Genomic DNA, 24,664 nt, shown 5'->3' with positions numbered 1-24,664 from the left:
CCCTGGCCGCGGCTCCCGTGCCGCATTGCAGCACGACCGTTGCCCCTTTCGCGATCGCTCGCTAACAGCTCGTTCATCACATCCAGTAGCGCCAAGGGGATCATGATGACGCCGACCGTAAAGGCCATTCTCGACAAATATGAGTCCGACAATCCCGGCGTGAAGGCGAACCTCGCCCGCATCCTGGAGCACGGCAAGCTCGGCGGCACCGGCAAGCTCGTCATCCTGCCGGTCGATCAGGGCTTCGAGCATGGCCCGGCGCGCAGCTTCGCGATCAACCCGGCGGCTTACGATCCCCATTATCATTACCAGATCGCGATCGATGCCGGCCTTTCCGCTTATGCCGCACCGCTCGGCATGCTCGAGGCGGGGGCAGCGACCTTTGCCGGCCAGATCCCGACCATCCTGAAGGTCAACAGCTCGAACAGCTGGGCGCAGGGCGCCAACCAGGCAGTCACCGCCAGCGTCGAAGACGCCGTGCGGCTTGGCTGTGCCGCGATCGGCTTCACCATCTATCCCGGCTCGGACGATCTGTTCGACATGATCGGCCAGATTCGCGAGATGTCGGCCGAGGCCAAGGCGCTCGGCATCGCGACCGTCATCTGGTCCTATCCCCGCGGCGGCGCGCTGCCCAAGTCGGGCGAGCTCGCGCTCGATGTCGGCGCCTATGCGGCGCACATGGCCGCGCTGCTCGGCGCGCATATCATCAAGGTGAAGCTGCCCAGCGATCATATCGAGCAGAAGGAAGCCAAGCCGCTCTACGAAGGCACCGACTGGTCGAAGCAGGCCGACCGCGTCCGCCATGTCGTCCAGGCGAGCTTTGCCGGCCGGCGCATCGTGGTGTTCTCGGGCGGTGCGGCCAAGGGCGCCGATGCGGTCTATCAGGACGCGCGCGACATTCGCGACGGCGGCGGCAACGGCTCGATCATCGGCCGCAACACCTTCCAGCGGCCGCGCGACGAAGCGCTGGCGATGCTCGACAAGCTGATCCGCATCTACAAGAACGAGGAATGAGCGAGCTGCCGGTCATCCGTCGTCGCGACGTCATCGGCGGTGCCGTGGCGATCGCGGCGGTCGGGTGGCCGGTGTCCGCCGTTGCGGCGGGCGAAACCTACGGCCTGATCGGCCGGATCAAGGCGAAACCCGGGCAGCGCGACGCGCTCGCCGCAGCGCTGACGGGCGGATCGGACTCGATGCCCGGCTGCCTTGCTTATGTCGTGGCCGAGGACCTGGCGGACGGCGATTCGCTTCTGGTCACCGAAATCTGGGAAAACAGGGCGGCGCATGCCGCGTCGCTGGCGCTGCCCGCGGTGCGGGATGCCATTGCGAAAGGCCGGCCGCTGATCGCCGGCTTCGATACCGTCGCCGAGACCCGGCCGATCAGCGGCGTGCCGGGCGCGACAAGATGAACGACCCCGCCTGGACGGATGTCGACGACTATATCGCCGCTCACCTGATCGGCGCCGACGCGGCGCTCGATTCTGCGCTGGCAGCCAACGAGGCGGGCGGATTGCCGCCGATCGAAGTATCGGCGGCGCAGGGCAAGATGCTCCATCTGCTCGCCCGCATGGCAGGCGCGCGCCATATCCTCGAACTCGGCACGCTCGGCGGCTATTCGACGATCTGGCTCGCGCGGGCCTTGCCGGCGGATGGGAGGCTGGTGACGATCGAGCTCGATCTGCATCATGCCGAAGTCGCGCGCGGCAATATCGCCAGCGCCGGCTTCGCGGCGCAGGTCGATCTCCGCGTCGGGCCGGCGCTCGACCTGCTCGACGCGATGATCGCAGCGGGGGAGGGGCCATTCGACTTCGTGTTCATCGACGCCGACAAGCCGAACAACGTTGCCTATCTGAAGGCGGCCATCGCCTTGGCGCGGCCGGGCACGACGATTATCGTAGATAATGTCGTGCGCGAGGGCGGGGTGCTTGACGCGGCGAGCGACGATCCCCGCATCCAGGGCACGCGCGCTCTGTTCGAGGCCGTGGCCGCCGAGCCGCGGCTGAGCGCGACCGCGGTGCAGACGGTCGGCGCGAAGAAATGGGACGGCTTTCTGCTTGCCGTGCTAGGCGCCGCGGCATGACTGAAGAAGATCCCCTCGGCCCGCTCGATCCCGGCTTTGCCGCACGCTTCACGCGCGACGTGCGGCGGCCGCCCTGCCAGCTCTATCTCGTCTCGCCGCTCGATGTCGGCGGCGCCTTTCCCGATCGGCTCGCGCGCGCGCTCGACGCCGGGCCGGTGGCCGCATTCCAGTTCCGCGTGAAGGACATCGATCAGCACGAGGCGACTCGCCTGGGCGAGCCGCTCCGCGCGATCTGTGCCGAGCGCGACGTGGCGTTCCTGGTCAATGACAGCATCGCGCTGGCCAAGCGTTTGGGCGCCGACGGCGTCCATCTCGGCCAGGACGACGGCGATCCGCGCGAGGCCCGGTCGGTCCTGGGGCCGACAGCGCAGATCGGCGTGACGTGCCACGACAGCCGGCACCTTGCGATGGAAGCGGGCGAGGCCGGGGCCGACTATGTCGCTTTCGGCAGTTTCTATCCGACAACCACCAAGGCCGTCAGCCACCATCCCGATCCGGTGATCCTGAGCTGGTGGTCGACTGTGTTCGAGATCCCCTGCGTCGCGATCGGCGGCATCACCCCGGCAAACGCGCCGCCGCTGATTGCCGCCGGTGCCGATTTCATCGCGGTATCCGGCTCCATATGGGGCGGGGACGAAGCCGCGGCGGTGAAGGCCTTTGGAGCGATCCTTTGCTAGGCGTGCAGGGGCCGCCGAAATCGCAGCTTCGCTGTCTTTCGGTCGCCCGCCCGGTTCCCGCCTTGCCGAGGGCGATCATGTGAACGATCGGCGGCGCAGATATGATACCCTGAACGGTATCCGGGGCGTCGCCGCACTCTGCGTCGCCATCTTTCACGCGCATGGCAGCTTTTGGCCGGAGCAGGCACTCAGTGGCTATCTGGCGGTGGACATCTTCTTCGTGCTTAGCGGTTTCGTCCTCGCCGAGGCTTATGGCGCGCGTCTCGTATCGGGCAGTCTCACGGTCTCCGGGCTGGCAAGCAAGCGGCTCATCCGCTTTTATCCGCTCTACCTGGCAGGCTTGCTGCTCGGCCTCGTTCAGATGCTCGCGCAACAGGCGACCGGAAGCGAAAATGCGCTCTCCAGCGCCATCCTGCCTGTTGCCCTTGTCTGCGGTTTGCTGTTCATTCCGCTGGTCGGCGGTCCGACCAGCATTGCTCCGCTGAACGGACCGTCCTGGTCTCTGATCTACGAACTATGGGGGAATATCCTGTGGGCCGGCATCTGCCGGCGGATCGGCGCGGCGTCCGAATTTGTGATCCTGATCCTGTCGGGCCTGGTTTTCGCCTATTTTACCGTACGCCATGGCGACGCCAATATCGGCACCCATTGGACGGAAATCGGCAGCGGGCTGGCCAGGACCATATTCTCATTCACCGCGGGTCTGTTGCTCTACCGATACCGGCGGAAGATCCCGGCAAAGGAGACAAACTGGTCGCTGCTTGCTCTGCTCGCGGTCATGGCGCTCCTGTTCTTCGATCCTCTGGCTGGCTTGCGGCTCCCCTATGATCTTGCGGTAACCCTCGCCACTTCGCCATTGCTGGTTTTTCTCGCGGCCCGGATCGAGCCGACCGAGTCAATGCGGCCGCTCTTCATATTTCTGGGGATCATTTCATTTCCGCTCTACGTCATCCACATGTGCTTCATAGCGGCGTGGATTTATGTCGAGCGCGTCATAGATTTCCCTGCGCCGGCAAGCCTGTTCCTGTTCCTCTCTATCCTGCTGTTCCTGGCGTGGCTGGCGAGCAAGACGGACGAGCGGATTCGGCAATGGCTCACCAGGCATCCGGTCAGGGTCTTTGGGTCGAGGATATGACGATGGCGCTAGCCCGCCTTTGGCCGAGCGAAATACCAGGACATGCGCGGCGGGCGCATCTCGCTGACCGCGCCGTCGATATAGCGCGCCGGCAACAGGCGGGTGAGCATGGTGCGCCACGGGAAATCGGTGCGGCTGCGGCCCTCGGCCCAGATCAGCTCCAGGTCGTGGGTCGGGGCGAAGCGCTTCGCAATGGTATCGGCGATTCCGGCGACCGCGAACTCGTGCAGTTCGACCAGAAAAGTGGTCGAGGCGAGGGCGGGGACTTTCGCCGGGTCTAGCAGCACGTCCTCATAGCCTTCGACATCCATGATCACCACGGCGCCCTTTTGGTCGTCCAGCGCAGCGCCCAGTCCTTCCGGTTCGCAGGTTGCCAAAATGGTGACGCGGTCCGCCACGTCGTTGGCGGCGGCCAGCTCGGCCACGGCGGCCCGGCCGCCCGCTTCCATTTCGAATGCGATCATCTGCGTGTCGGGAAGGCGGCAGGCAAGCCCGACCGCATAATAGCCCTCGGCCGCGCCGACATCGACGATCAGCGATGGCCGGGAAGCGACGATCTGCTCGACCACCGACGCCAGTTCGCGCTCATAGATACCGAGCAGCTTGGGCACATAGGCGCTGCCGACCGATCGATCGATATAGCGCATGCCCTTGAACGGGCCGGCGATCACCCGCTGCCCGGTTCGGCTCCGCGCGAGGGCGGCAAAATAGCGATGCGGTCTTACGGCGTCCGGCGTGAGCTTCCGGGCGAGGGTCGTGGCGAATCGAAGCATGAAAAGGCGGCCCCCAGGGTCGTGAGCGCCGTGCTATAGGGCGGGCTCGTCGCCCTGTCTGCTACCAGTGGCGCACGCGGCCGGTATCGACGTGGACGAACCCGTCGCGCGGATAATAGCCGACCCCGCCGCCGCCCAGCGCAAGAGCCGCGCCGCGCAGCCGGTCGAGCGGCACGCCGGGAATCATGATGTCCGCTGCCTTGCCGAGCATGTGCTGGCTCTGGCTGGCGACTCCGGTGTGCTCGCCGCCCCGGGCCCTCAGTGACGCATTGGTCTGCGGCGAACGATAGCCGGAGATGAGATCGATCTTGCGGCCGCCGCGGATCTCGAGCTTCTCGCGCAACTGGACGAGCAACGCGAGAAGCCGGCGGTCCATCGCGAATACCTTGCCGGTGCGCCAGTCACGCAGGCCGTGATTCAGCTCGGCAAGACCATCCGACACAAACTGTCCGCCACGGGCGAAAACCGCATCGACGCTCTCGTTATTGTGGACGTTGCGGATGGCGAGCCGCCACTCGGCGCCTGCCGCCATCGCGGGCAGTGGCAGCGCAAGTGCGGCGCCCCCGGCGATCGCTCCCCCGATCAGCGCGCGTCGCGACAGGATCGGCCCGTCCGCTCGTTTCGGATCGGACACAACCGGGCCGTCCGTCGTTGAGTGCATGACTAAGTGCATACGATGAAGATAGGATATTGAAACGATGAGAAAAATGGCCATCGGCGCGCTTTGTCTCGCATTTGTAACCGTTGGCCCCGTCGGTGCCGCGTCGACGGGAACAAATGCGCCGGAAGCGCAGACGATCGATCGCACGATCCTGCACGTCCAGGTGATTCTCGACCATCTCGGATTCTCCCCGGGCATTCTCGACGGGCGTCCCGGCAAGTCGCTCACCGCGGCGCTCAAGGGCTTCCAGGAAAATCGCGGGCTCAAGATCAGCGGCGAGATCGATCAGCCCACCTTGCAGGCACTTCACGCCTATCGCGCGTGGCGACCGACGCGGACGCTGGCGCTTTCGGCGGAGACGCTAGCCGGGCCTTACACCAATCCGTTTCCGAAGGATCCGCAGGAACAGGCCAAGCTCCCCGGGCTCGGCTATCGCTCGCCGATGGAGAAGCTGGCGGAGATGTTCCACACCACGCCGCAGGTGCTGCTTGCGCTCAATGATCCGCGGACCCGGCTGGCGCCCGGTTCGCGCGTCGTCTTCCCCAATGCGCTGCCGGTATCGCGGGCCTATGACGCGAAGCTGCCGGCCGACTGGCGCAAGACGCTCAACGATCTGAACGTCGACGCCAATCAGCCGCAGGGGGTGAAGGTCGTGGTCGACAAGTCGGACGAAGTACTGCGCGTGCTGGACGCCGACGGGAAGCTCGTCGCGCAATTCCAGGCGACGATGGGCAGCGAGCATGATCCGCTGCCGATCGGCACGTGGAAGATCCTGGGCGCTTCCTACAATCCACCTTTCCACTATAATCCGGACCTGTTCTGGGATGCCAAGGACAGCGCCAAGGCGGCGAAGCTTCCGCCCGGCCCCAACGGCCCAGTCGGCGTGATCTGGCTCGATCTGTCCAAGCCGCATTACGGCATCCACGGCACGCCGGAGCCATCGACCGTCGGGCGCGCCGAAAGCCATGGTTGCATCCGCCTGAGCAACTGGGACGCGGCACGCCTGTCGCTGATGGTGAAGCCGGGCACGCCGGCGGTCTTCCAGGAGTGACGCGATGAAGAAGCTCGGTTGCGGTTTCCTGCTCGTGCTGTGTGTCGTAGTAGGGGCGTTCGTTGCGTTGCTGCTGCTCGGACAGGCCCTGCCGGATGCGAAGCAGCCGACAAGTCCAGCCCGACCTGCGCCGACTCAAGCGCCGACGCCAATGCCGATGACCGGGCAGGCCACGGCGCCAGCGCCCGTCCCCGCGTACGGCGCGCTTCTCGCCGTCCCGGTGGCGGGCGTAGCGCGGAGCGCGATCGACGACAGCTGGGAAGATCCGCGCGAGAACGGCCAGCGCGAGCATCACGGCACCGACATCATGGCGCCGGGCGGCACGCTGGTGACGGCCGCTGCGCCCGGCACGATCGAGAAGCTGTTCCAGAGCGCGGCCGGCGGCACCACGCTGTACGTCCGTTCGCCCGACCGGCTCTGGGTCTATTATTACGCGCACCTCGCCCGCTACGCGCCCGGCGTGCAGGAGGGGCAGGCGGTCAAGGTGGGTGATCCGCTCGGCTTTGTCGGCGATACCGGGAACGCCGGCGCGGGGAATTTCCATCTCCATTTCGGGCTCGCCTACGCTACGCCGGAACAGCATTGGTATCAGGGGCAGGAGGTCGATCCCTACCCCTATCTTGCCGGAAAGCCCTCCTCCCGTTAAAGGCCCGCCTTCGCTCTTTCCAGCACAGGCATCTCCATGAAGATCAACGCGGTCGAGATTCGTCCCGGCAACATCCTCGAATATGAAGGCGGCATCTGGCGTGCGGTGAAAATTCAGCACACGCAGCCCGGCAAGGGCGGCGCCTATATGCAGGTCGAGATGAAGAACCTGATCGACGGCCGGAAGAACAATGTCCGCTTCCGTTCGGCCGAGTCGCTCGAGAAGGTGCGGCTGGAGACGACCGACTTCCAGTTCCTGTTCCGCGAAGGCGATCAGCTGACCTTCATGGACAAGATCAATTACGAGCAGATCACGCTGCCGGCCGACCTGCTCGGCGATGCCGCCGCCTTCCTGCAGGACGGCATGGACGTGGTGATGGAGCTCTGGGAGGAGCGTCCGATCTCGGTGCAGCTCCCCGACACGATCGAAGCGCTGATCGTCGAGGCGGATGCGGTGGTGAAGGGCCAGACGGCCTCGTCCAGCTACAAGCCGGCGATCCTCGAAAACGGCGTCCGCGTGATGGTCCCGCCGCATATCGGCGCCGGCACCCGCATCGTGGTCGATGTATACGAGCAGACCTACGTCCGCCGCGCGGACTGACTTTTCCTCCCCTCCTGCTTGCGGGAGGGGGCCGAGGGGTGGGCACCCGCAGCCCCTCGAACGAGCCGCTCGCGGACAGCGCGAGCCCACCCCCAGCCCCTCCTGCAAGCAGGAGGGGGGAGAATTGCATTGGTTAGTCATTCAGGCCTCATCACCGTCATGGACCGCGCAGCCCGCAAGGCAGCGCCGCGCCTGCGCCGCGACTTCAACGAGGTTCAGCAGCTCCAGGTGAGTCGCAAGGGCCCCGCCGACTTCGTGTCGATGGCTGACCAGCGCGCCGAGCAGACGATCTTCGAGGAGCTGTCGCGCGCGCGCCCCGACTGGGGTTTCCTGATGGAGGAACGCGGCGAGATCGCCGGCGATCCGAGCAAGCCGCGCTGGATCGTCGATCCGCTCGACGGCACCACCAACTTCCTGCACGGCATTCCCCATTTCGCTATCTCCATCGCGGTCGAGGAGCCGCTCGCGAACGGCAAGCGCGAGATCACGACCGGCCTCGTCTATCAGCCGATCACCGACGACAGCTTCTGGGCCGAAAAGGGCCGCGGCGCCTGGATGCAGGAACAGCGCCTGCGCGTCTCCGCCCGGCGCGAGTTGCCGGATGCGTTGATCGCGACCGGAATCCCGTTCCTGGGCCATGGCAATTTCGCCGAATGGAGCCGCATCTTCGGCGCGATCGCGCCCGAAGTCGCCGGTATCCGCCGGCTCGGCTCCGCGGCGCTCGATCTCGCCTGGGTGGCGGCCGGCCGCTATGACGGCTTCTGGGAATCGAAGCTGCAGCCCTGGGACGTCGCCGCCGGCATGCTGCTGGTGCGAGAGGCCGGCGGTTTCGTCACCGATTTCCGTGGGGGCGACAAGATGCTCGAACGCAGCGAATTCCTGGCGGCCAACGATGTCCTCCAGTCCAAGCTGCACAAGCTGCTGGCCAACGCACTGCGGTAAAACTCCCTCTCCCCTTGTGGGAGAGGGAACGGGCCCAAGCGAAGCTTGGGAAGGGTGAGGGGGACACGCGATTGTCTCAAACCTCACTCCCCCTCATCCGGCGCTTCGCGCCACCTTCTCCCACAGGGGGAGAAGGATTGTTTTTGCGAGTGATTCTCACTCCTCGTGGCCTTGCCCCAATGGGGTCATCGTCCTAAAGCCGCGCCATCCATTCGCACCTGCGAGAAGCTCATTGGTCGACCTGTCGCAATATCTGCCGATCCTGCTGTTCCTGGGCGTCGCCCTGGTGCTGTCGAGCGCGTTCGTGTTCCTGCCGATGATCGCCGCGCGCTTCACCGGCGCGCACAAGCCGACGGCGGAGAAGCTGACTGAATATGAATGCGGTTTCCCCGCCTTCGAGGATTCGCGCAGCCAGTTCGACGTGCGCTTCTATCTCGTCGCCATCCTGTTCATCATCTTCGATCTCGAAGCCGCGTTCCTCTATCCCTGGGCGGTCAGCGTCTTCTCGCTGGGCTGGACGGCATGGTTCGCGATGATGATCTTCATTGCCGAACTCGCGCTCGGCCTCGTCTATGCATGGAAGAAGGGAGCGCTCGAGTGGGAGTAGAACTCACCGCCGCGCCGGGTAGCGCGATCATCCCGCCCGATCAGTCGTTCTTCAACGACCTGAACGGCGAGCTGACCGAGCAGGGTTTCCTCGTCACCTCGACCGAGGATCTGTTTCAATGGGCGCGGACCGGCTCGCTGTGGTGGATGACGTTCGGGCTCGCCTGCTGCGCGGTGGAAATGATCCACGTCAACATGCCGCGCTACGATCTCGAACGCTTCGGCGCCGCGCCGCGCGCGTCCCCGCGCCAGTCGGACGTGATGATCGTCGCCGGCACGCTGTGCAACAAGATGGCCCCGGCGCTGCGCCGCGTCTACGATCAGATGTCCGAGCCCAAATACGTCATCTCGATGGGCTCCTGCGCCAATGGCGGCGGCTATTATCACTATAGCTACAGCGTCGTGCGCGGCTGCGACCGGATCGTGCCGGTCGATATCTATGTTCCGGGCTGCCCGCCCACCGCGGAGGCTTTGCTGTATGGCATCATGCAGTTGCAGCGGAAGATCCGCCGCATCGGAACGATCGAACGGTGAGGGCGCCGGCGCCGGCCTATACGGCCAATGACGGGGTGATCGATCGCGCGGGCGAAGTGCTCGGCGTCAGCCTGCTAACGTCGCTCGATGCGGTCGGCGAAGTCGCGCTGACGGTCGACCGCGAGACCCTGGTCGGGACCATGATCGCCCTGCGCGATACGCCCGGCCTCGAATATCAGCAGCTGATGGAGATCGCGGGCGTCGACTATCCCGAACGGCCCGAGCGGTTCGAAGTGGTCTATTGCCTGCTCTCGCTGACCCGCAACCACCGCATCCGCGTGCATGTGCAGACCGACGAGGAGAAGCCGGTGCCGTCGGTGACGGGCATCTGGCCGGTGGCCGGCTGGCTCGAGCGCGAAGTCTACGACATGTACGGCGTGCTCTTTTCGGGCAATGCCGATCTGCGCCGCATCCTGACCGACTACGGCTTCCGCGGCCATCCGCAGCGCAAGGATTTCCCGCTCACCGGCTATGTCGAGCTGCGCTACTCCGAGGAAGCGAAGCGGGTGGTTTATGAGCCAGTCCAGCTCGCCCAGGATTTCCGAACCTTCGATTTCATGAGTCCGTGGGAAGGCGCCGAGTATATCCTGCCCGGCGACGAAAAGGCGAAGCTGCCCGAAGCAAAGGGTGCGCCGACGCCGCTCAAGGCCGACGAGATCCAGAAGGCGGATGCGGCCAAGAGTGCCGCAGCTGCGCCGGCGGCAACGCCAAAGACTACTGAGAGCACGACGCAGACCGGTGCCGGCAAGCCTTCGCCCGACGCGGATCCCAAGCCGGCCGATCCCGATGTGGTGAAGAAGCCGCGTGCGCCGCGCGCCAAGCCTGCCGCCTCGGGCGATGCGCCGACCGCGCCGAAACCGCGCACCCGCAAGAAGCCGGATAGCAACTAATGGCTGATCATCTCGAAGCGATCGAAGGCAAGTTCGACGCGGCCGATCCCGAAGTCGGCGACATCGCGATTCAGAATTACACGATCAATTTCGGCCCGCAGCATCCCGCCGCGCACGGCGTGCTGCGGCTGGTGACGGAGCTCGATGGCGAGATCGTCGAACGCGTCGATCCGCATGTCGGCCTGCTCCACCGCGGCACCGAGAAGCTGATCGAACACAAGACCTATATCCAGGCGCTGCCCTATTTCGACCGGCTGGATTACTGCTCGCCGCTGTGCATGGAGCACAGCTTCGTGCTCGCGATCGAGAAACTGCTCGATCTCGAAGTGCCGATCCGCGCGCAGTATCTGCGCGTCTTCTTCGCCGAACTGACGCGCATTTCCAACCACATGCTCAACCTCGGCAGCCACGTCATGGACGTCGGTGCGATGACGCCCAACCTGTGGCTGTTCGAGATCCGCGAGGATTGCCTGAACTTCTTTGAGCGCGTGTCCGGCGCGCGCATGCATTCGGCCTATTTCCGGCCCGGCGGCGTGCATCAGGATACGCCGCTCAAGCTGCTGACCGATATTGCCGACTGGCTCGACGGCCGCCTGCCGCGCCTGTTCGAGGATGCGATCAGCCTCGTCGCCGACAACCGCATCTTCAAGCAGCGCAACGTCGACATTGCGACGGTGAGCCGCGACGACGCGATCAGATGGGGTTTCTCCGGCCCGATGATCCGCGGTTCGGGCATCCCCTGGGATCTGCGCAAATCGCAGCCCTATGATGTCTATGCAAAGATGGACTTCGACGTGCCGGTCGGCACGCGCGGCGATTGCTATGACCGGTTCATGGTGCGCGTCGAGGAAGTCCGCCAGTCGGTGCGGATCATGAAGCAGTGCCTGAACGAGATGCCCGAAGGGCCGATCGCCAGCCTCGACCGCAAAGTGGTGCCGCCCAAGCGCGCCGAGATGAAGCGCTCGATGGAAGCGCTGATTCATCACTTCAAGCTCTACACCGAGGGCTTCCATGTACCCGCCGGCGACGTCTATGTCGCGACCGAGAGCCCCAAGGGCGAATTCGGCGTCTATCTCGTCGCCGATGGCAGCAACAAGCCATACCGCTGCAAGATCCGCCCTACCGCGTTCAGCCATCTCCAGGCGATGGACTTCATGGCCAAGGGCCACATGCTCGCCGACATCACCGCTATTCTTGGCGCGATGGATATCGTTTTCGGGGAGTGCGACCGGTGAGCGGCGGTGATCCACGCCTCGACACAGCGCATCGCATGATCGCGCTCTATAACGAACAGGATGCGGACGGTTACGTCGCGCTGATGACCGATGGTGCCTGCGAGGCGACCTATCGCGGCGCCGTGCTGCGCGAGGGGCGCGAGGGCGTGCGTTCGGGCCTGAAGGCGATGTTCGCGCAATTCCCGCAGAATCGGGCTGATATCCTGTCGTCCTATCTGCTCGGCGAGACGGTCGTCCTGCACGAGAAAGTAGCCCGCGCGCCGGACGGCGACCGGTTCGAGGTCATGTCCATCTATTCCTTCAGCGGCGACAAGGTCGATCGCGTGGAGTTTATCCGCTAATGGCTGAAGCACCCAAGATTCCCGACGAAGCCGAGACCCGCGCACGCTGGGGCGCGTTCGCGTGGAACGAGGACAACCAGAAGAAAGCGAACGAGATTCTCGGCCGCTATCCCAAGGGTCGCGAGCAATCGGCATCGCTGCCGCTGCTCGATCTCGCCCAGCGCCAGGTTGGTGCCGAGACGAATACGCAGGGCTGGCTGCCGGTCCCGGTGATCGAGTTCGTCGCTCGGGCGATCGGCGTGCCGTACATGCGCGTCTATGAAGTCGCGACGTTCTACACCATGTTCAACATGGCGCCGGTCGGCCGTTATCACGTGCAGGTCTGCGGCACGACGCCGTGCATGCTCGGCGGCTCCGACGACGTTCTGGCGGCCTGCAAGAATCGCGGGCTGGCCAAGGGCCACACCACGCCCGACGGCCTGTTTACGCTGACCGAGGTCGAGTGCCTGGGAGCCTGCGCCAATGCGCCGATGGTCCAGATCAACGACGACAATTACGAGGACCTGGATTACGATCGCACCATCGCGATCCTCGATGCGCTCGCGCAGGGCCAGACCCCGGCGCCGGGCTCGCAGACCGGGCGGCGGGACAGTTGCCCGGCTGGCGGGCCGACCAGTCTGAAGGAAATGGCCGACGATAATCATGATTATCGGGGGGAATGGGCATGACCAAGAACACACTCGTCACTATTCTCGCGATCATCGGTGGCATCGTCGTACTCGGCTGGGCGCTTAAGCTTACTTTCAAGCTGCTCGGCCTGCTGATCGTTATCGGCATAGGTCTCGCAATCTATTTTGGCGCGCAGAAGATGCTGGGAGGGCCGAAATGAACATCGGCCTGAGCACACCGCTGGTGACCGCATTGGCCATTTCGCTGACGATGGTCGCGATCGCCCTGTGGTTTCTTGTTTCTGCCCGCCGCAATCAGAAGGGCGATAAATAGTGCTCGCCGACAAGGATCGCATCTTCACCAACGTCTACGGCTTCCAGCCGTGGAACCTCGACGCCGCGCGTCTGCGCGGTGACTGGGATGACACCAAGGGCCTGATGGCGCGCGGTCAGGACGCCCTGATCGATGCGGTCAAGGCATCGGGCCTGCGCGGCCGCGGCGGCGCCGGTTTCCCGACCGGCACCAAATGGTCGTTCATGCCGAAGGAGCCAAAGCCAGAGCGGCCGAACTTCCTCGTCATCAACGCCGACGAATCCGAGCCCGGGTCCTGCAAGGACCGCGAGATCATGCGCCACGATCCGCACAAGCTGATCGAAGGCGCGCTGATCGCGGGGTTCGCGATGCGCGCGCGCGCCGCCTATATCTACATCCGCGGCGAATATATCCGCGAGGCGGAGGTGCTCTTCGCTGCCGTCGCCGAGGCGTACGACAAGGGCCTGATCGGCAAGAATGCCAGCGGTTCGGGCTATGATTTCGACGTGTTCGTCCACCGCGGCGCCGGCGCGTATATCTGCGGCGAAGAAACCGCGATGCTCGAAAGCCTGGAAGGCAAGAAGGGCCAGCCGCGCCTGAAGCCGCCGTTTCCGGCAGGCGCCGGCCTTTATGGCTGCCCGACGACGGTCAACAACGTCGAATCGATCGCGGTCGTCCCGACGATCCTGCGGCGCGGCCCGGAATGGTTCGCCGGCATCGGCGCCGAGAATAATCGCGGCACCAAGCTGTTCCAGATCTCGGGCCATGTGAACAAGCCCTGCGTGGTCGAGGAAGCGATGAGCATCCCCTTCCGTCAGCTGATCGAGGAACATTGCGGCGGCATCCGCGGCGGATGGGACAATCTGCTCGCGGTGATCCCGGGCGGCTCCTCGGTGCCACTCGTTCCCGCGGCGCAGATCATGGACTGCCCGATGGATTTCGACGGGCTCAAGGCGCTCGGTTCGGGCCTCGGCACGGCGGCCATCATCGTCATGGACAAGTCGACCGATATCGTCCGCGCGATCAGCCGTATTTCCTATTTCTACAAGCATGAGAGCTGCGGCCAGTGCACGCCGTGCCGCGAAGGCACCGGCTGGATGTGGCGCGTGATGGAGCGGTTGCGCACCGGCGATGCCGATATCAGCGAGATCGACACGCTGCAGCAGGTGACGAAGCAGATCGAAGGCCACACCATCTGCGCGCTCGGCGACGCCGCGGCATGGCCGATCCAGGGGTTGATCAAGCACTTCCGGCCCGAGCTGGAGCGCCGGATCAAGGAACGCGGCGGCGATCTCGCCCCGATGATGGAGGCGGCTGAATGAGAGGTCTCGCTTTCATGGCGGCGTGCTCCGTGCCTCTGGCGACGAGCGCGGCAATGGCTGCGGATGTCGGCACGGGCACGTTGCGCGAGCTGCACGCGGTTGCGGCATGTGTGGTGGAGCAGAAGCCTGCCCTGGTGGCGGACCTCCTGAGCACGCTGCCTGGGTCGGATCGGGAAGCGCGGGCGGCGGACCGTCTCGCGGCGGTCTATACGGCGTGCAGCGACAACAAGTTCAAGCTTGCGATCAGCAAATATTCGCAGGGTCTTTATAACGGCAGGTCAAGTCTGGCAGCGGCAGCCGCCCTGGCCGCAATGGACAGGCGAACCGTCGATCCGTCCCGGATCCGGGACGTACAGGTCTGGTACGCAAATACGGTCGTCGGAAGGGCACCGGGCAACGACTATAATGCGGCAGCGCTCGCTGCGCAGGAATTCGGCACCTGTGTCGTCAAGGCGGCTCCGGATAGCGCCGTGCAGCTGCTCCGGCTCAAGGCAGGCAGCGCGGAAGAGCGGCAGCCGATCGCCGCCATCATGTCGGTGCTTCCCGGCTGCATTTTCTCCGGCAAGCCAGTCAGTATGAAGCGCGATCAGATTCGCCTGATGATCGCCGAGCCGCTCTATCACGCCATTGTCGCCGGCCCCTTGGCCGGTCGGCGCAGCTAGCAAGTATAAACGCATGCCCAAGGTCAAAGTCGACGGAATCGAGATCGAGGTGCCAGCCGGCGCCACTGTGCTGCAGGCGTGCGAGCTTGCCGGCAAGGAGATCCCGCGTTTCTGCTATCACGAGCGTCTGAGCATCGCCGGCAATTGCCGGATGTGCCTGGTCGAGGTGAAGCCGGGGCCGCCCAAGCCCCAGGCTTCCTGCGCGCTGCCCGCCGCCGAGAACCAGGAGATCTTCACCAACACCCCGATGGTGAAGAATGCGCGCGAAGGCGTGATGGAATTCCTGCTGATCAACCATCCGCTCGACTGCCCGATCTGCGATCAGGGCGGCGAATGCGACCTTCAGGACCAGAGCCTCGCCTATGGCCGCGGCCATTCTCGCTATGACGAGAACAAGCGCGCCGTAACCGAAAAATACATGGGTCCGATCGTGAAGACGGTGATGACGCGGTGCATCCAGTGCACCCGCTGCATCCGCTTCGCCGAGGAAGTGGCCGGCGTCGAGGAAATCGGCGCGATCGGCCGCGGCGAGGACATGCAGATCACGTCGTACCTCGAAGGCGCGGTGACGAGCGAGCTTTCCGGCAATGTCGTCGATCTCTGCCCGGTCGGCGCGCTGACGTCGAAGCCCTATGCGTTCGAAGCGCGGCCCTGGGAGCTCAAAAAGACCCTGACCATTGACGTGATGGATGCGGTCGGGACCAATATCCGGCTCGACAGCCGTGGCCGCCAGGTGCTGCGTGCGCTCCCCGTGATCAACGAGGACGTCAACGAGGAATGGGCGAGCGACAAGACTCGCCACGCCGTTGACGGACTGGTACGCCGCCGGCTCGATCGGCCGTTCGTCCGCAAGGGCGGCAAGCTGACCGAGGCAAGCTGGGACGAGGCGTTCGCGGCCATCGCCGCAGTCGATGCCGGCGCCAGCGTCGCCGCGATCCACGGCGATCTGGTCGATTGCGAGACGCTTTACGCGGCCAAGGCGCTACTCGGCGCGCTGGGCTCGACGCTGCTCGAAGGGCGGCAGACCGGCATGGCTTACGATGCCTCGTCGCTCGCCGCGGTCAATTTCAACACGACGATCGCCGGGGCCGAAACGGCCGACGCGATCCTGCTGGTCGGCACCAATCTCCGTTGGGAAGCGCCGCTGGTGAACACCCGCATCCGCAAGGCGATCAAGAAGGGCGCGAAGGTCTTCGCGATCGGGCCCGAGACCGAGCTGACCTACAAGGTCGAATGGCTGGGCAATGATCTGTCGCTGCTCGGCAACCTGCCCGCAGCCGTGGCTGACGCGTTTGCCGGCGCCCAGCGCCCGATGGTCATCGTCGGCGGCGCCGCGCTCAAGGGCGGCCACGGCGCCGCGCTTGGCCTGGCAACGTCGCTGAACCTCGTGCGGGACGGCTGGAACGGCTTCAACGTGCTGCACATGGCGGCGTCGCGGATGGGCGGGCTGATGCTCGGCTATGCGCAGAAGGGCGGCATCGCGGACATTGCGGCAGCCAATCCGAAGCTGGCTTTCTTCCTGGCCGCGGACGAAGTGGATTTCACGAAGTTCGCCGGCAGCTTCAAGGTCTATATCGGCCATCACGGCGACAAGGGCGCGGCTGCGGCCGATGTCGTGCTGCCGGGCGCAAGCTATGCCGAGAAGTCCGGCACCTGGGTCAATCTCGAGGGGCGCGTCCAGCGCGGCGAGCGCGCCGTGTTCCCGCCGGGCGATGCCCGCGAGGACTGGACGATCCTGCGCGCGCTCTCCGCGGTGCTGGGCAAGACCTTGCCGTTCGACACGCTCGAGGAACTGCGCGCGGCGATGGGCGTCGAGACGCCCGATCTCGCCACGCTTGGCCTGAAGAGCTTCGCCTGGTCCGCACCGACGCCTGGCGCGACGGGCTCGGGCACGGTCGCCTATCCGATCCAGGATTTCTACCTGACCAACGCCATCTGCCGCGCGTCCCCGACGATGCAGCGCTGTTCGGCCGAACTGGTCCATGGGGTTGAATTCGCGGAGGCCGCAGAATGACCGCGCTCTTCGTCTCCTGGGGCATGGCCTATGAGTTGGCCTGGTTCCTCGCCACCATCATCGGCATCCTCGTCATCGCCCTGCCGCTGATGCTCGCGGTGGCCATGATCATCTATGCCGATCGCAAGATCTGGGCGGCGATGGCGCTGCGCCGCGGCCCAAACGTGGTCGGCCCGTTCGGCCTGCTGCAGAGCTTCGCCGACGGCCTGAAGGTCTTCCTGCAGGAAACCATCATCCCGACCAGCGCGAACAAGACGCTGTTCCTGCTCGCGCCGATCATCACCTTCACGGTCGCGCTGATCGTCTGGGCGGTCATCCCGTTCCAGGCGGGCGTAGTGCTGGCGGACATCAATGTCGGCCTGCTCTATGTGCTCGCGGCCTCGTCGCTCGGCGTCTACGGCATCATCCTGGCGGGTTGGTCGTCCAACTCCAAATATCCCTTCTATTCGGCGATCCGCGCCGCGGCGCAGATGGTGTCCTATGAGGTCGCGATCGGGTTCGTGCTGATCGCGGTCGTGCTGTGGGCGGGGAGCTTCAACCTCTCGGCCATCGTGATGGCGCAGCAGGGGCTGTACGGCTTCATCAACGGCTTCGCGTTCAACCCGCTGCTGTTCCCGATGGCGGTCGTGTTCTTCATCTCGTCGCTGGCCGAGACTCAACGCGCGCCGTTCGATCTGACCGAGGCGGAGAGCGAACTCGTCGCCGGCTACCAGACCGAATATTCGTCGATGAGCTTCGCGCTGTTCTGGCTCGGCGAATATGCCAACGTCATCCTGATGTGCGCGCTCAACGCGACGCTGTTCTGGGGTGGCTGGTTGCCCCCGATCGACTGGGCACCACTATATTATGTGCCCGGCATCATCTGGCTGTTCCTGAAGATCGGTTTCTTCTTCTTCCTGTTCAGCTGGGTAAAGGCGACCGTCCCGCGCTACCGCTATGATCAGCTGATGCGGCTGGGCTGGAAGATTTTCCTCCCGCTCTCGCTGTTCTGGGTGTTCCTGGTGTCGGGCGTGCTGATGCTGATGCGAGTTGGAGTTCCGTCATGAACGTCGCCCAGATCATCAAATCCTACACGCTGTGGGAATTCGTGAAGGCGCATGCGCTGACGCTTCGCTATTTCTTCAAGGCGAAGGCGACGATCAACTATCCGTTCGAGAAGAACCCGATTTCCCCGCGTTTCCGCGGCGAGCATGCGCTGCGCCGTTATCCCAATGGGGAGGAACGCTGCATCGCGTGCAAGCTGTGCGAGGCGGTGTGCCCTGCCCAGGCGATCACGATCGAAGCCGAGCCGCGTGAGGACGGCAGCCGCCGCACCACACGCTACGACATCGACATGACCAAGTGCATCTATTGCGGCCTGTGCCAGGAAGCCTGCCCGGTCGATGCCGTGGTCGAAGGGCCGAATTTCGAATTCGCCACCGAAACCCGCGAGGAGCTGATCTACGACAAGGCGAAGCTGCTCGATAACGGCGATCGCTGGGAACGCGCGATCGCCGCGAACCTTGCCGCCGATGCACCGTACCGTTAAGCGCCAGCCGAATCCGAGGGGCCTCCTGATTCCGTGATACAGACACTCGCCTTTTACCTGTTCGCCGTGATGGTGCTGCTGTCGGCAGCGCTGACCATCACCGCGCGGAACCCGGTCCATGCCGTGCTGTGGCTGATCCTCGCCTTCTTCAACGCGGCGGGGCTGATGGTGCTGGTCGGCGCCGAGTTCATCGCGATGCTGCTGGTGATCGTTTATGTCGGCGCGGTCGCGGTGCTGTTCCTGTTCGTCGTGATGATGCTCAACATCGATTTCGCCGAGCTGCGCAGTGGTTTCGCCCGCTACCTCCCGGTTGGGCTGGTGCTCGCGATCGGGCTGGCGGCCGAGATCATCGTCGGCATCGGCGCCTATGGCGCCGGCGCGATCGAGCTGAGCCGTCGCACTGCCCCGATCGATCCGGCGATGCCCAACATCCAGGCGATCGGCGAGCTGCTCTACACCCGCTATCTGTTCATCTTCGAAGGCGCCGGGCTCGTCCTGCTCGTCGCCATGATCGGCGCGATCGTGCTGACGCACCGCGAGCGTGGCGGCACCCGCCCGCAGAACATCAATCGCCAGGTCTCGCGCCGTCCGCAGGATGCCACGCGCAATACCCAGCCCGGTATCGGCCAGGGGATCGAACTGTGATCGGCCTCACCCATTATCTCGTCGTCGCGGCGATCCTGTTCGCGCTCGGCGTGCTCGGCATCGTCGTGAACCGAAAGAACCTCATCGTCATGCTGATGGCGGTCGAGCTGATCCTGCTCGCGGTGAACCTGAACCTCGTCGCTTTCTCGGCCTATCTGCACGATCTGGTCGGGCAGGTGTTCGCCATGTTCGTGCTGACCGTCGCCGCCGGCGAGGCCGCGATCGGCCTTGCCATCCTCGTTATCTATTTCCGCGGACGCGGCACGATCTCGGTCGACGACGTCAACCGGATGAAGGGGTAATTCGTTGATCCTCCTCATCGTCTTCCTGCCGCTGCTCGCGGCGATCGTCGCAGGCCTGGGCAACCGGGCACTCGGCAACACCGTCGCCAAGGTGCTGACCACGGGCGCGCTGTTCGTATCGTGCGCGCTGAGCTGGCCGATCTTCATCAGCTATCTCGTCGGCGGCGAAGGCGTCACCGTCGCGCCCGTGCTGGATTTTATCCACTCCGGCACTCTCGATGTCGCCTGGGAGCTCCGCGTCGATGCGCTGACCGCGGTCATGCTGGTGGTCATCACCAGCGTCTCGGCGCTCGTCCACCTGTATAGCTGGGGCTATATGGCGGAGGACCCGGATCAGCCGCGCTTCTTCGCCTATCTGTCGCTCTTCACCTTCGCCATGCTGATGCTGGTGACCGCGAACAACCTGGTCCAGATGTTCTTCGGCTGGGAAGGCGTCGGTCTCGCATCGTATCTGCTGATCGGTTTCTGGTTCAAGAAGCCGAGCGCCAATGCCGCCGCGATCAAGGCGTTCGTCGTCAACCGCGTCGGCGATCTCGGTTTCATGCTTGGCATCTTCGGCACCTTCCTGGTGTTCGGCGCGGTCTCGATCCCGGAGATCCTCGCTGCCGCACCCAACATGGCCGGATCGACCATCGGCTTCCTCGGCCAGCGCTGGGATACGATGACGATCCTGTGCCTGCTGCTGTTCGTCGGCGCGATGGGCAAGTCGGCACAGCTCGGTCTGCACACCTGGTTGCCGGACGCGATGGAAGGCCCCACCCCGGTATCGGCGCTGATTCACGCCGCGACGATGGTCACCGCCGGCGTGTTCATGGTGTGCCGCCTGTCGCCGATGTTCGAGACGAGCCCGTTCGCGCTCCACGTCGTGATGACGGTCGGCGCCGCGACCTGCTTCTTCGCCGCGACCGTCGGGCTTGTGCAGACCGACATCAAGCGCGTCATCGCTTATTCGACCTGCTCGCAGCTCGGCTACATGTTCTTCGCTGCCGGTGTCGGTGCCTACAATGTGGCGATGTTCCACCTGTTCACGCACGCCTTCTTCAAGGCGCTGCTGTTCTTGGGGGCCGGCTCGGTGATCCACGCGATGCACCATGAGCAGGACATGCGCTATTACGGGGGCTTAAGGAAACATATCCCGATCACCTTCTGGGGCATGATGGCGGGCACGCTCGCGATCACCGGCGTCGGCATCCCCGCCGTGTTCGGCAACCCGCTCGCGATCGGTTTTGCCGGCTTCCATTCGAAGGACGCGATCATCGAGGCAGCCTGGGCCGCTGGCCAGGGCGGCGCATCGATCGTCGGCATGATCGTCGCGCTGCTGACCAGCTTCTATTCGTGGCGCCTGATGTTCCTGACCTTCTGGGGCAAGCCACGCTGGATCCAGTCCGAGCATATCCAGCACGCGGTGCACGACGCGCACGGCCATGGTCATCACGACGATGCGCCTGCCGACGAGACGTCCGCGCACGGCGCGCATCACGACGATCATGCGCATCATGACGATCATGGCCACGCGCACGATCATGGTGACGGCACCGGCGGCTATCATCCGCATGAAAGCCCGCTGCCGATCCTGGTCCCGCTGATCCTGTTGTCGATCGGCGCCGTCGCCGCCGGCTTCGTCTTCCACGGCTATTTCATCGAGCCGACCGCGGGCGAGGAATATTGGAAGGGCAGCGTCGCCTTCAGCGAGCATCTGATGCACGCGATGCACGAGGTGCCTCTGGGCGTGAAGCTGTCGGCGACGATCGCCATGCTGCTCGGCCTGTGGGGCGCCTGGATGGCCTATATCCGCAACCCGGGCTTCCCGGCGAAGCTCGCCGACCAGTTCCGCGTGCTCTACGATTTCCTGCTCAACAAATGGTATTTCGACGAGCTGTACGACATCCTGTTCGTGCGCCCCGCTTTCGCCCTCGGCCGCCTGTTCTGGCATCGTGGCGATGAGAAGACGATCGACCGCTTCGGGCCAAACGGCTCGGCCTGGGTCGTCGCGCTCGGCTCGCGTGTCGCCGGCAAGGTCCAGACTGGATATGTGTACACTTATGCCTTTGTCATGCTGATCGGCCTGACTGCCGCCGTTACTTGGGCGATCACACGATGAGCGGTTTCCCCATCCTGTCCGTGATGCTTGCGATCCCGGCGATCGCCGCCGTTGCGTGCCTGTTCGTCACCGCGAACAACGCGCGCTGGATCGCACTGATCGCGACGCTGGTCGATCTGGTGCTCGGCATCGGCCTGTGGGCGCAGTTCGATATCGGCGGCCCGCAATGGCAGTTCGTCGAGAACATGCCCCTGTTCGGCAAGTTCGGCTGGGCGCTCGGCATCGATGGTTTCGCGCTGATGCTGATCATGCTCAGCGTTTTCCTGATGCCGATCTGCATCGGGGCGAGCTGGATCGCGATCGAGAAGCGCGTCCAGGAATATATGGCGGCGTTCCTGGTCACCGAGCTGCTGATGATCGGCACCTTCGCGGCGCAGGATCTGTTCCTGTTCTACATCTTCTTCGAAGCCGGCCTGATCCCGATGTACCTCATCATCGGCATCTGGGGCGGGGCGAACCGGATATACGCGTCGTATAAATTCTTCCTCTACACGCTGCTCGGCTCGGTGCTGATGTTCGTCGCGATGCTGTGGATGGCGCAATATGCCGGCACCACCGACATCCCGACCCTGCTCAACACCGATTTCCCGGTCCATGCGCAGACCTGGCTGTGGCTCGCCTTCTTCGCGTCCTTCGCGGTGAAGATGCCGATGTGGCCGGTCCATACCTGGCTGCCCGACGCGCACGTCCAGGCGCCGACCGCGGGTTCGGTCATCCTGGCCGGCGTGCTGCTGAAGCTCGGCGGCTATGGCTTCCTGCGCTTCTCGCTGCCGATGTTCCCGGAGGCTTCCGCCCAGTTCGTCTGGCTGATCTTCGGCCTGTCGGCGGTGGCGGTGATCTACACCTCGCTGGTCGCGCTGGTGCAGTCCGACATGAAGAAGCTGATCGCCTATTCCTCGGTCGCGCATATGGCGATCGTGACGATCGGCCTGTTCGCCTTCAACCGGCAGGGCATCGAAGGCGCGATGATCGTGATGCTCAGCCACGGCCTCGCCTCGGCGGCATTGTTCCTGTGCGTCGGCGTGATCTATGATCGGCTGCATACCCGCGAGATCGACCGCTACGGCGGCCTTGCGATCAACATGCCGAAATACGCGATCTTCTTCATGCTGTTCACCATGGCGTCGGTCGGCCTGCCGGGCACCAGCGGCTTCGTCGGCGAGTTCCTCTCGCTGGCCGGCACCTACAAGGTCTCGACGACCATCACCCTGCTGTGCACCACCGGGATCATCCTCGGCGCTGCCTACATGCTCTATCTCTACCGCCGCGTCGTGTTCGGCGATCTGACCAAGGATGACGTCCGCGCAATGCCCGATCTGTCCTTACGCGAAGTCGCGCTGCTCGCGCCGATCGCGGCGGTGGTGCTGTGGATGGGCGTCTATCCGGAAAGCTTCCTCGCGCCGATGCGCGGTGACGTCGCCACGCTCGAGGCGCGGATCGCCCGCGCCGCACCGGCCGGTGACTCGCTGCCCACCGCAGGCAAGCCCGCCGCGCCCGCAGCGCATCATGAGGCCGCCACGCCCGCGGCAGCGCATGGGGAGGCGCATCAATGAACGCCTCGCTGTTGATGACCCTGCCGGAACTGGTGCTGACGATCGGTTCGCTGGTGCTGATGCTGGTTGCCGCCTGGGGCGGTCAGGCCTCCACCAAGGCTGTATCCTGGGCCTCCGTCGCCGTCCTGCTCGGGGCAGGCATTGCCCTTTGCGGCCCCGCTTCGTCCGGCGGGGAGGCATTTGACGGCCTGTATCGCGCGGATGCGTTTGCGGCCTTCGCCAAGGTCCTGATCTATATCGCGGCCGCCGTCGCGATCATCATCGCGCCGCGCTTCTTCCAGCAGACCTCGGGGGACGATCTTCGTCCCGAATATCCCGTCCTGATCCTGCTGTCGTCGGTCGGCATGGGCATGATGGTGTCGGCGGGCGATCTGCTGACGCTTTATGTCGGCCTCGAACTGCAGAGCCTTGCCGCTTATGTGCTGGCGAGCTTCATGCGCCGCGATGCGCGTTCGGCCGAGGCGGGCCTCAAATATTTCGTGCTCGGCGCGCTCGCCAGCGGCATCCTGCTCTACGGCATCAGCCTGGTTTATGGTTTCAGCGGCACGACGCTGTTCTCGGCGATCGCCACGGCTTATGGCGCCGGTCATTCGCTCGGCCTGACCTTCGGCCTGGTGTTCGTCTTCGCCGGCCTCGCCTTCAAGATCAGCGCCGTGCCGTTCCACATGTGGACGCCGGACGTGTATGAAGGCGCGCCGACCCCGGTGACGACGTTCTTCGCGTCCGCGCCCAAGGTGGCGGCGATCGCCATGGCAGTGCGCGTCGCGGTCGAGGCGATGGGCCCGGCGACCGACGAGTGGCGCCAGATCGTCATCTTCGCGTCGCTTGCCTCGATCATCTTCGGTGCCGTCGCGGCGATCGGCCAGACCAACGTCAAGCGCCTGCTCGCATACAGCTCGATCAACAATGTCGGCTTCGCGCTGGTCGGCCTTGCGGCCGGCACCGCGCAGGGCGTCGCGGCGGTGCTGTTCTACATGACGGTCTATGTCGTCATGACGCTCGGCAGCTTCATCGTCGTGCTGCAGATGCGTGACGCGGCGGGCGAGCCTGTCGAGACGATCGCGAGCCTGTCGGGCCTGTCGCGCAGCCGTCCAGGCCTCGCGCTCGCCATGATGATCTTCATGCTGTCGCTGGCCGGCATCCCGCCGCTGCTCGGCTTCAACGCCAAGCTGGCGGTGTTCGACGCGGCAGTGAATGCCGGGCTGTTCCCGCTGGCGGTTGTGGGCTTCGTCGCCTCGGTGATCGGCACCTATTATTATCTGCGCGTGATCAAGGTCATGTATTTCGATGACCCTGCACCTGAGTTCCAGCGCGGCGGCAGCGTCGTCGAGGGCGGCCTGATCACGGTCGCGGCCGTGTTCGTCTCGCCGGTCGGCTGGCTGTTGCTGGCGCCGCTCGGCATCTGGACGATGACGGCGGCCAAGGCGCTGTTCTGACGCATGTGA

Annotated in this window: 28 protein-coding genes; 26 read left to right on the top strand and 2 right to left on the bottom strand. The window is 64.8% G+C overall.

Features of this window, described 5'->3' with window-relative positions; all coding sequences use genetic code 11:
• Nucleotides 1–105 precede the first annotated feature (105 nt).
• The 5 genes from U1769_RS13690 (at nt 106) to U1769_RS13670 (ending at nt 3,892) form a co-directional block, all read left to right on the top strand.
• Complete coding sequence (locus tag U1769_RS13690) at nt 106–1,014, top strand: class I fructose-bisphosphate aldolase (protein ID WP_332716875.1); 909 nt, start codon at nt 106–108, stop codon at nt 1,012–1,014.
• Nucleotides 1,011–1,409: a putative quinol monooxygenase gene (locus U1769_RS13685; protein ID WP_332716872.1), complete on the top strand. Its 399-nt coding sequence runs from the start codon at nt 1,011–1,013 to the stop codon at nt 1,407–1,409. The genes U1769_RS13690 and U1769_RS13685 overlap by 4 nt, the downstream gene beginning before the upstream one ends.
• Nucleotides 1,406–2,080: an O-methyltransferase gene (locus tag U1769_RS13680; RefSeq protein WP_332716869.1), complete on the top strand. Its 675-nt coding sequence runs from the start codon at nt 1,406–1,408 to the stop codon at nt 2,078–2,080. Before U1769_RS13685 ends, U1769_RS13680 begins: the two co-directional genes overlap by 4 nt.
• Nucleotides 2,077–2,757: a thiamine phosphate synthase gene (gene thiE, locus U1769_RS13675; RefSeq protein WP_332716867.1), complete on the top strand. Its 681-nt coding sequence runs from the start codon at nt 2,077–2,079 to the stop codon at nt 2,755–2,757. The genes U1769_RS13680 and thiE overlap by 4 nt, the downstream gene beginning before the upstream one ends.
• A gap of 79 nt (nt 2,758–2,836) precedes the next feature.
• Nucleotides 2,837–3,892 carry an acyltransferase family protein gene (locus tag U1769_RS13670; protein ID WP_332716866.1) on the top strand — a complete coding sequence of 352 codons (1,056 nt, stop codon included), beginning with the start codon at nt 2,837–2,839 and terminating at the stop codon, nt 3,890–3,892.
• Nucleotides 3,893–3,900: 8 nt separating this feature from the next.
• Here the strand turns inward: U1769_RS13670 and U1769_RS13665 are convergent, their stop codons facing one another.
• Entirely contained in the window at nt 3,901–4,665 is a 765-nt protein-coding gene (locus tag U1769_RS13665) for a hypothetical protein (protein ID WP_332716865.1), read from the bottom strand.
• A gap of 61 nt (nt 4,666–4,726) precedes the next feature.
• Nucleotides 4,727–5,251, bottom strand: coding sequence for a peptidoglycan L,D-endopeptidase MepK (locus U1769_RS13660; RefSeq protein ID WP_332717588.1), 525 nt, complete (start codon nt 5,249–5,251; stop codon nt 4,727–4,729).
• 112 nt (nt 5,252–5,363) lie between these two features.
• Here U1769_RS13660 and U1769_RS13655 point away from each other — a divergent pair, with 112 nt between their 5' ends.
• The 21 genes from U1769_RS13655 to nuoN all read left to right on the top strand — a co-directional run bounded on the left by U1769_RS13655 (nt 5,364) and on the right by nuoN (nt 24,655).
• A complete protein-coding gene (locus U1769_RS13655; protein WP_332716861.1) occupies nt 5,364–6,377 on the top strand; it encodes a L,D-transpeptidase family protein in 1,014 nt (337 codons plus the stop codon).
• A 4-nt stretch (nt 6,378–6,381) separates the two neighbouring features.
• Nucleotides 6,382–7,023, top strand: a complete 642-nt coding sequence (locus tag U1769_RS13650; protein ID WP_332716858.1) for a M23 family metallopeptidase — start codon at nt 6,382–6,384, stop codon at nt 7,021–7,023.
• Between the two features lie 36 nt (nt 7,024–7,059).
• Nucleotides 7,060–7,623 carry an elongation factor P gene (gene efp / locus U1769_RS13645; RefSeq protein ID WP_332716856.1) on the top strand — a complete coding sequence of 188 codons (564 nt, stop codon included), beginning with the start codon at nt 7,060–7,062 and terminating at the stop codon, nt 7,621–7,623.
• A gap of 129 nt (nt 7,624–7,752) precedes the next feature.
• Nucleotides 7,753–8,565 (top strand): inositol monophosphatase family protein, encoded by an 813-nt coding sequence (locus U1769_RS13640; RefSeq protein ID WP_332716854.1) that lies wholly within the window; start codon nt 7,753–7,755, stop codon nt 8,563–8,565.
• A gap of 232 nt (nt 8,566–8,797) precedes the next feature.
• Nucleotides 8,798–9,172: an NADH-quinone oxidoreductase subunit A gene (gene ndhC, locus U1769_RS13635; protein ID WP_332716852.1), complete on the top strand. Its 375-nt coding sequence runs from the start codon at nt 8,798–8,800 to the stop codon at nt 9,170–9,172.
• Nucleotides 9,163–9,705 carry a NuoB/complex I 20 kDa subunit family protein gene (locus U1769_RS13630; RefSeq protein WP_332716849.1) on the top strand — a complete coding sequence of 181 codons (543 nt, stop codon included), beginning with the start codon at nt 9,163–9,165 and terminating at the stop codon, nt 9,703–9,705. The genes ndhC and U1769_RS13630 overlap by 10 nt, the downstream gene beginning before the upstream one ends.
• On the top strand, nt 9,702–10,595 hold the full coding sequence (locus U1769_RS13625; protein WP_332716847.1) for an NADH-quinone oxidoreductase subunit C: 894 nt from the start codon (nt 9,702–9,704) through the stop codon (nt 10,593–10,595). Before U1769_RS13630 ends, U1769_RS13625 begins: the two co-directional genes overlap by 4 nt.
• On the top strand, nt 10,595–11,830 hold the full coding sequence (locus U1769_RS13620; protein ID WP_332716844.1) for an NADH-quinone oxidoreductase subunit D: 1,236 nt from the start codon (nt 10,595–10,597) through the stop codon (nt 11,828–11,830). Before U1769_RS13625 ends, U1769_RS13620 begins: the two co-directional genes overlap by 1 nt.
• A gap of 35 nt (nt 11,831–11,865) precedes the next feature.
• The gene (locus U1769_RS13615) at nt 11,866–12,171 is read left to right on the top strand and encodes a nuclear transport factor 2 family protein (protein ID WP_332717586.1); all 306 of its coding nucleotides are present in this window, start codon (nt 11,866–11,868) and stop codon (nt 12,169–12,171) included.
• Nucleotides 12,171–12,839 (top strand): complex I 24 kDa subunit family protein, encoded by a 669-nt coding sequence (locus U1769_RS13610; protein WP_332716841.1) that lies wholly within the window; start codon nt 12,171–12,173, stop codon nt 12,837–12,839. The genes U1769_RS13615 and U1769_RS13610 overlap by 1 nt, the downstream gene beginning before the upstream one ends.
• Entirely contained in the window at nt 12,836–13,000 is a 165-nt protein-coding gene (locus U1769_RS13605) for a hypothetical protein (protein ID WP_332716838.1), read from the top strand. The genes U1769_RS13610 and U1769_RS13605 overlap by 4 nt, the downstream gene beginning before the upstream one ends.
• Before the next feature lie 112 nt (nt 13,001–13,112).
• On the top strand, nt 13,113–14,414 hold the full coding sequence (nuoF, locus tag U1769_RS13600; RefSeq protein WP_332716835.1) for an NADH-quinone oxidoreductase subunit NuoF: 1,302 nt from the start codon (nt 13,113–13,115) through the stop codon (nt 14,412–14,414).
• 53 nt (nt 14,415–14,467) lie between these two features.
• Nucleotides 14,468–15,076, top strand: coding sequence for a hypothetical protein (locus tag U1769_RS13595; RefSeq protein ID WP_332716832.1), 609 nt, complete (start codon nt 14,468–14,470; stop codon nt 15,074–15,076).
• Between the two features lie 13 nt (nt 15,077–15,089).
• Nucleotides 15,090–17,090 carry an NADH-quinone oxidoreductase subunit NuoG gene (gene nuoG / locus U1769_RS13590; RefSeq protein ID WP_332716828.1) on the top strand — a complete coding sequence of 667 codons (2,001 nt, stop codon included), beginning with the start codon at nt 15,090–15,092 and terminating at the stop codon, nt 17,088–17,090.
• The gene (gene nuoH, locus U1769_RS13585; RefSeq protein ID WP_332716825.1) at nt 17,087–18,136 is read left to right on the top strand and encodes an NADH-quinone oxidoreductase subunit NuoH; all 1,050 of its coding nucleotides are present in this window, start codon (nt 17,087–17,089) and stop codon (nt 18,134–18,136) included. Before nuoG ends, nuoH begins: the two co-directional genes overlap by 4 nt.
• Nucleotides 18,133–18,618, top strand: a complete 486-nt coding sequence (gene nuoI, locus U1769_RS13580) for an NADH-quinone oxidoreductase subunit NuoI (RefSeq protein WP_332716822.1) — start codon at nt 18,133–18,135, stop codon at nt 18,616–18,618. Before nuoH ends, nuoI begins: the two co-directional genes overlap by 4 nt.
• Before the next feature lie 33 nt (nt 18,619–18,651).
• Nucleotides 18,652–19,263 carry an NADH-quinone oxidoreductase subunit J gene (locus U1769_RS13575; RefSeq protein ID WP_332716819.1) on the top strand — a complete coding sequence of 204 codons (612 nt, stop codon included), beginning with the start codon at nt 18,652–18,654 and terminating at the stop codon, nt 19,261–19,263.
• Complete coding sequence (gene nuoK, locus U1769_RS13570) at nt 19,260–19,565, top strand: NADH-quinone oxidoreductase subunit NuoK (RefSeq protein WP_332716817.1); 306 nt, start codon at nt 19,260–19,262, stop codon at nt 19,563–19,565. The genes U1769_RS13575 and nuoK overlap by 4 nt, the downstream gene beginning before the upstream one ends.
• Before the next feature lie 4 nt (nt 19,566–19,569).
• Nucleotides 19,570–21,666: an NADH-quinone oxidoreductase subunit L gene (gene nuoL / locus U1769_RS13565; protein ID WP_332716814.1), complete on the top strand. Its 2,097-nt coding sequence runs from the start codon at nt 19,570–19,572 to the stop codon at nt 21,664–21,666.
• Nucleotides 21,663–23,219 carry an NADH-quinone oxidoreductase subunit M gene (locus tag U1769_RS13560; protein ID WP_332716811.1) on the top strand — a complete coding sequence of 519 codons (1,557 nt, stop codon included), beginning with the start codon at nt 21,663–21,665 and terminating at the stop codon, nt 23,217–23,219. The genes nuoL and U1769_RS13560 overlap by 4 nt, the downstream gene beginning before the upstream one ends.
• Entirely contained in the window at nt 23,216–24,655 is a 1,440-nt protein-coding gene (gene nuoN / locus U1769_RS13555; RefSeq protein WP_332716809.1) for an NADH-quinone oxidoreductase subunit NuoN, read from the top strand. The genes U1769_RS13560 and nuoN overlap by 4 nt, the downstream gene beginning before the upstream one ends.
• Nucleotides 24,656–24,664: the final 9 nt, after the last annotated feature.

Origin of the sequence: Parasphingomonas zepuensis, from assembly GCF_036663735.1 — a bacterium.
GTDB lineage: Bacteria > Pseudomonadota > Alphaproteobacteria > Sphingomonadales > Sphingomonadaceae > Sphingomonas.
The sequence above is the reverse complement of the archived record's forward strand: the minus strand, read 5'-3'. Positions and strand labels throughout refer to the sequence as shown.

Excerpts from the sequence above, each read along its gene's own strand:
- U1769_RS13690 (WP_332716875.1), top strand. The coding sequence starts at position 106 with ATGACGCCGACCGTAAAGGCCATTCTCGACAAATATGAGTCCGACAAT.
- U1769_RS13685 (WP_332716872.1), top strand. The coding sequence starts at position 1,011 with ATGAGCGAGCTGCCGGTCATCCGTCGTCGCGACGTCATCGGCGGTGCC.
- U1769_RS13680 (WP_332716869.1), top strand. The coding sequence starts at position 1,406 with ATGAACGACCCCGCCTGGACGGATGTCGACGACTATATCGCCGCTCAC.
- thiE (WP_332716867.1), top strand. The coding sequence starts at position 2,077 with ATGACTGAAGAAGATCCCCTCGGCCCGCTCGATCCCGGCTTTGCCGCA.
- U1769_RS13665 (WP_332716865.1), bottom strand. The coding sequence starts at position 4,665 with ATGCTTCGATTCGCCACGACCCTCGCCCGGAAGCTCACGCCGGACGCC.
- U1769_RS13655 (WP_332716861.1), top strand. The coding sequence starts at position 5,364 with ATGAGAAAAATGGCCATCGGCGCGCTTTGTCTCGCATTTGTAACCGTT.
- U1769_RS13650 (WP_332716858.1), top strand. The coding sequence starts at position 6,382 with ATGAAGAAGCTCGGTTGCGGTTTCCTGCTCGTGCTGTGTGTCGTAGTA.
- efp (WP_332716856.1), top strand. The coding sequence starts at position 7,060 with ATGAAGATCAACGCGGTCGAGATTCGTCCCGGCAACATCCTCGAATAT.
- U1769_RS13620 (WP_332716844.1), top strand. The coding sequence starts at position 10,595 with ATGGCTGATCATCTCGAAGCGATCGAAGGCAAGTTCGACGCGGCCGAT.
- U1769_RS13615 (WP_332717586.1), top strand. The coding sequence starts at position 11,866 with ATGATCGCGCTCTATAACGAACAGGATGCGGACGGTTACGTCGCGCTG.
- U1769_RS13610 (WP_332716841.1), top strand. The coding sequence starts at position 12,171 with ATGGCTGAAGCACCCAAGATTCCCGACGAAGCCGAGACCCGCGCACGC.
- U1769_RS13605 (WP_332716838.1), top strand. The coding sequence starts at position 12,836 with ATGACCAAGAACACACTCGTCACTATTCTCGCGATCATCGGTGGCATC.
- U1769_RS13595 (WP_332716832.1), top strand. The coding sequence starts at position 14,468 with ATGGCTGCGGATGTCGGCACGGGCACGTTGCGCGAGCTGCACGCGGTT.
- nuoG (WP_332716828.1), top strand. The coding sequence starts at position 15,090 with ATGCCCAAGGTCAAAGTCGACGGAATCGAGATCGAGGTGCCAGCCGGC.
- nuoH (WP_332716825.1), top strand. The coding sequence starts at position 17,087 with ATGACCGCGCTCTTCGTCTCCTGGGGCATGGCCTATGAGTTGGCCTGG.
- nuoI (WP_332716822.1), top strand. The coding sequence starts at position 18,133 with ATGAACGTCGCCCAGATCATCAAATCCTACACGCTGTGGGAATTCGTG.
- U1769_RS13560 (WP_332716811.1), top strand. The coding sequence starts at position 21,663 with ATGAGCGGTTTCCCCATCCTGTCCGTGATGCTTGCGATCCCGGCGATC.
- nuoN (WP_332716809.1), top strand. The coding sequence starts at position 23,216 with ATGAACGCCTCGCTGTTGATGACCCTGCCGGAACTGGTGCTGACGATC.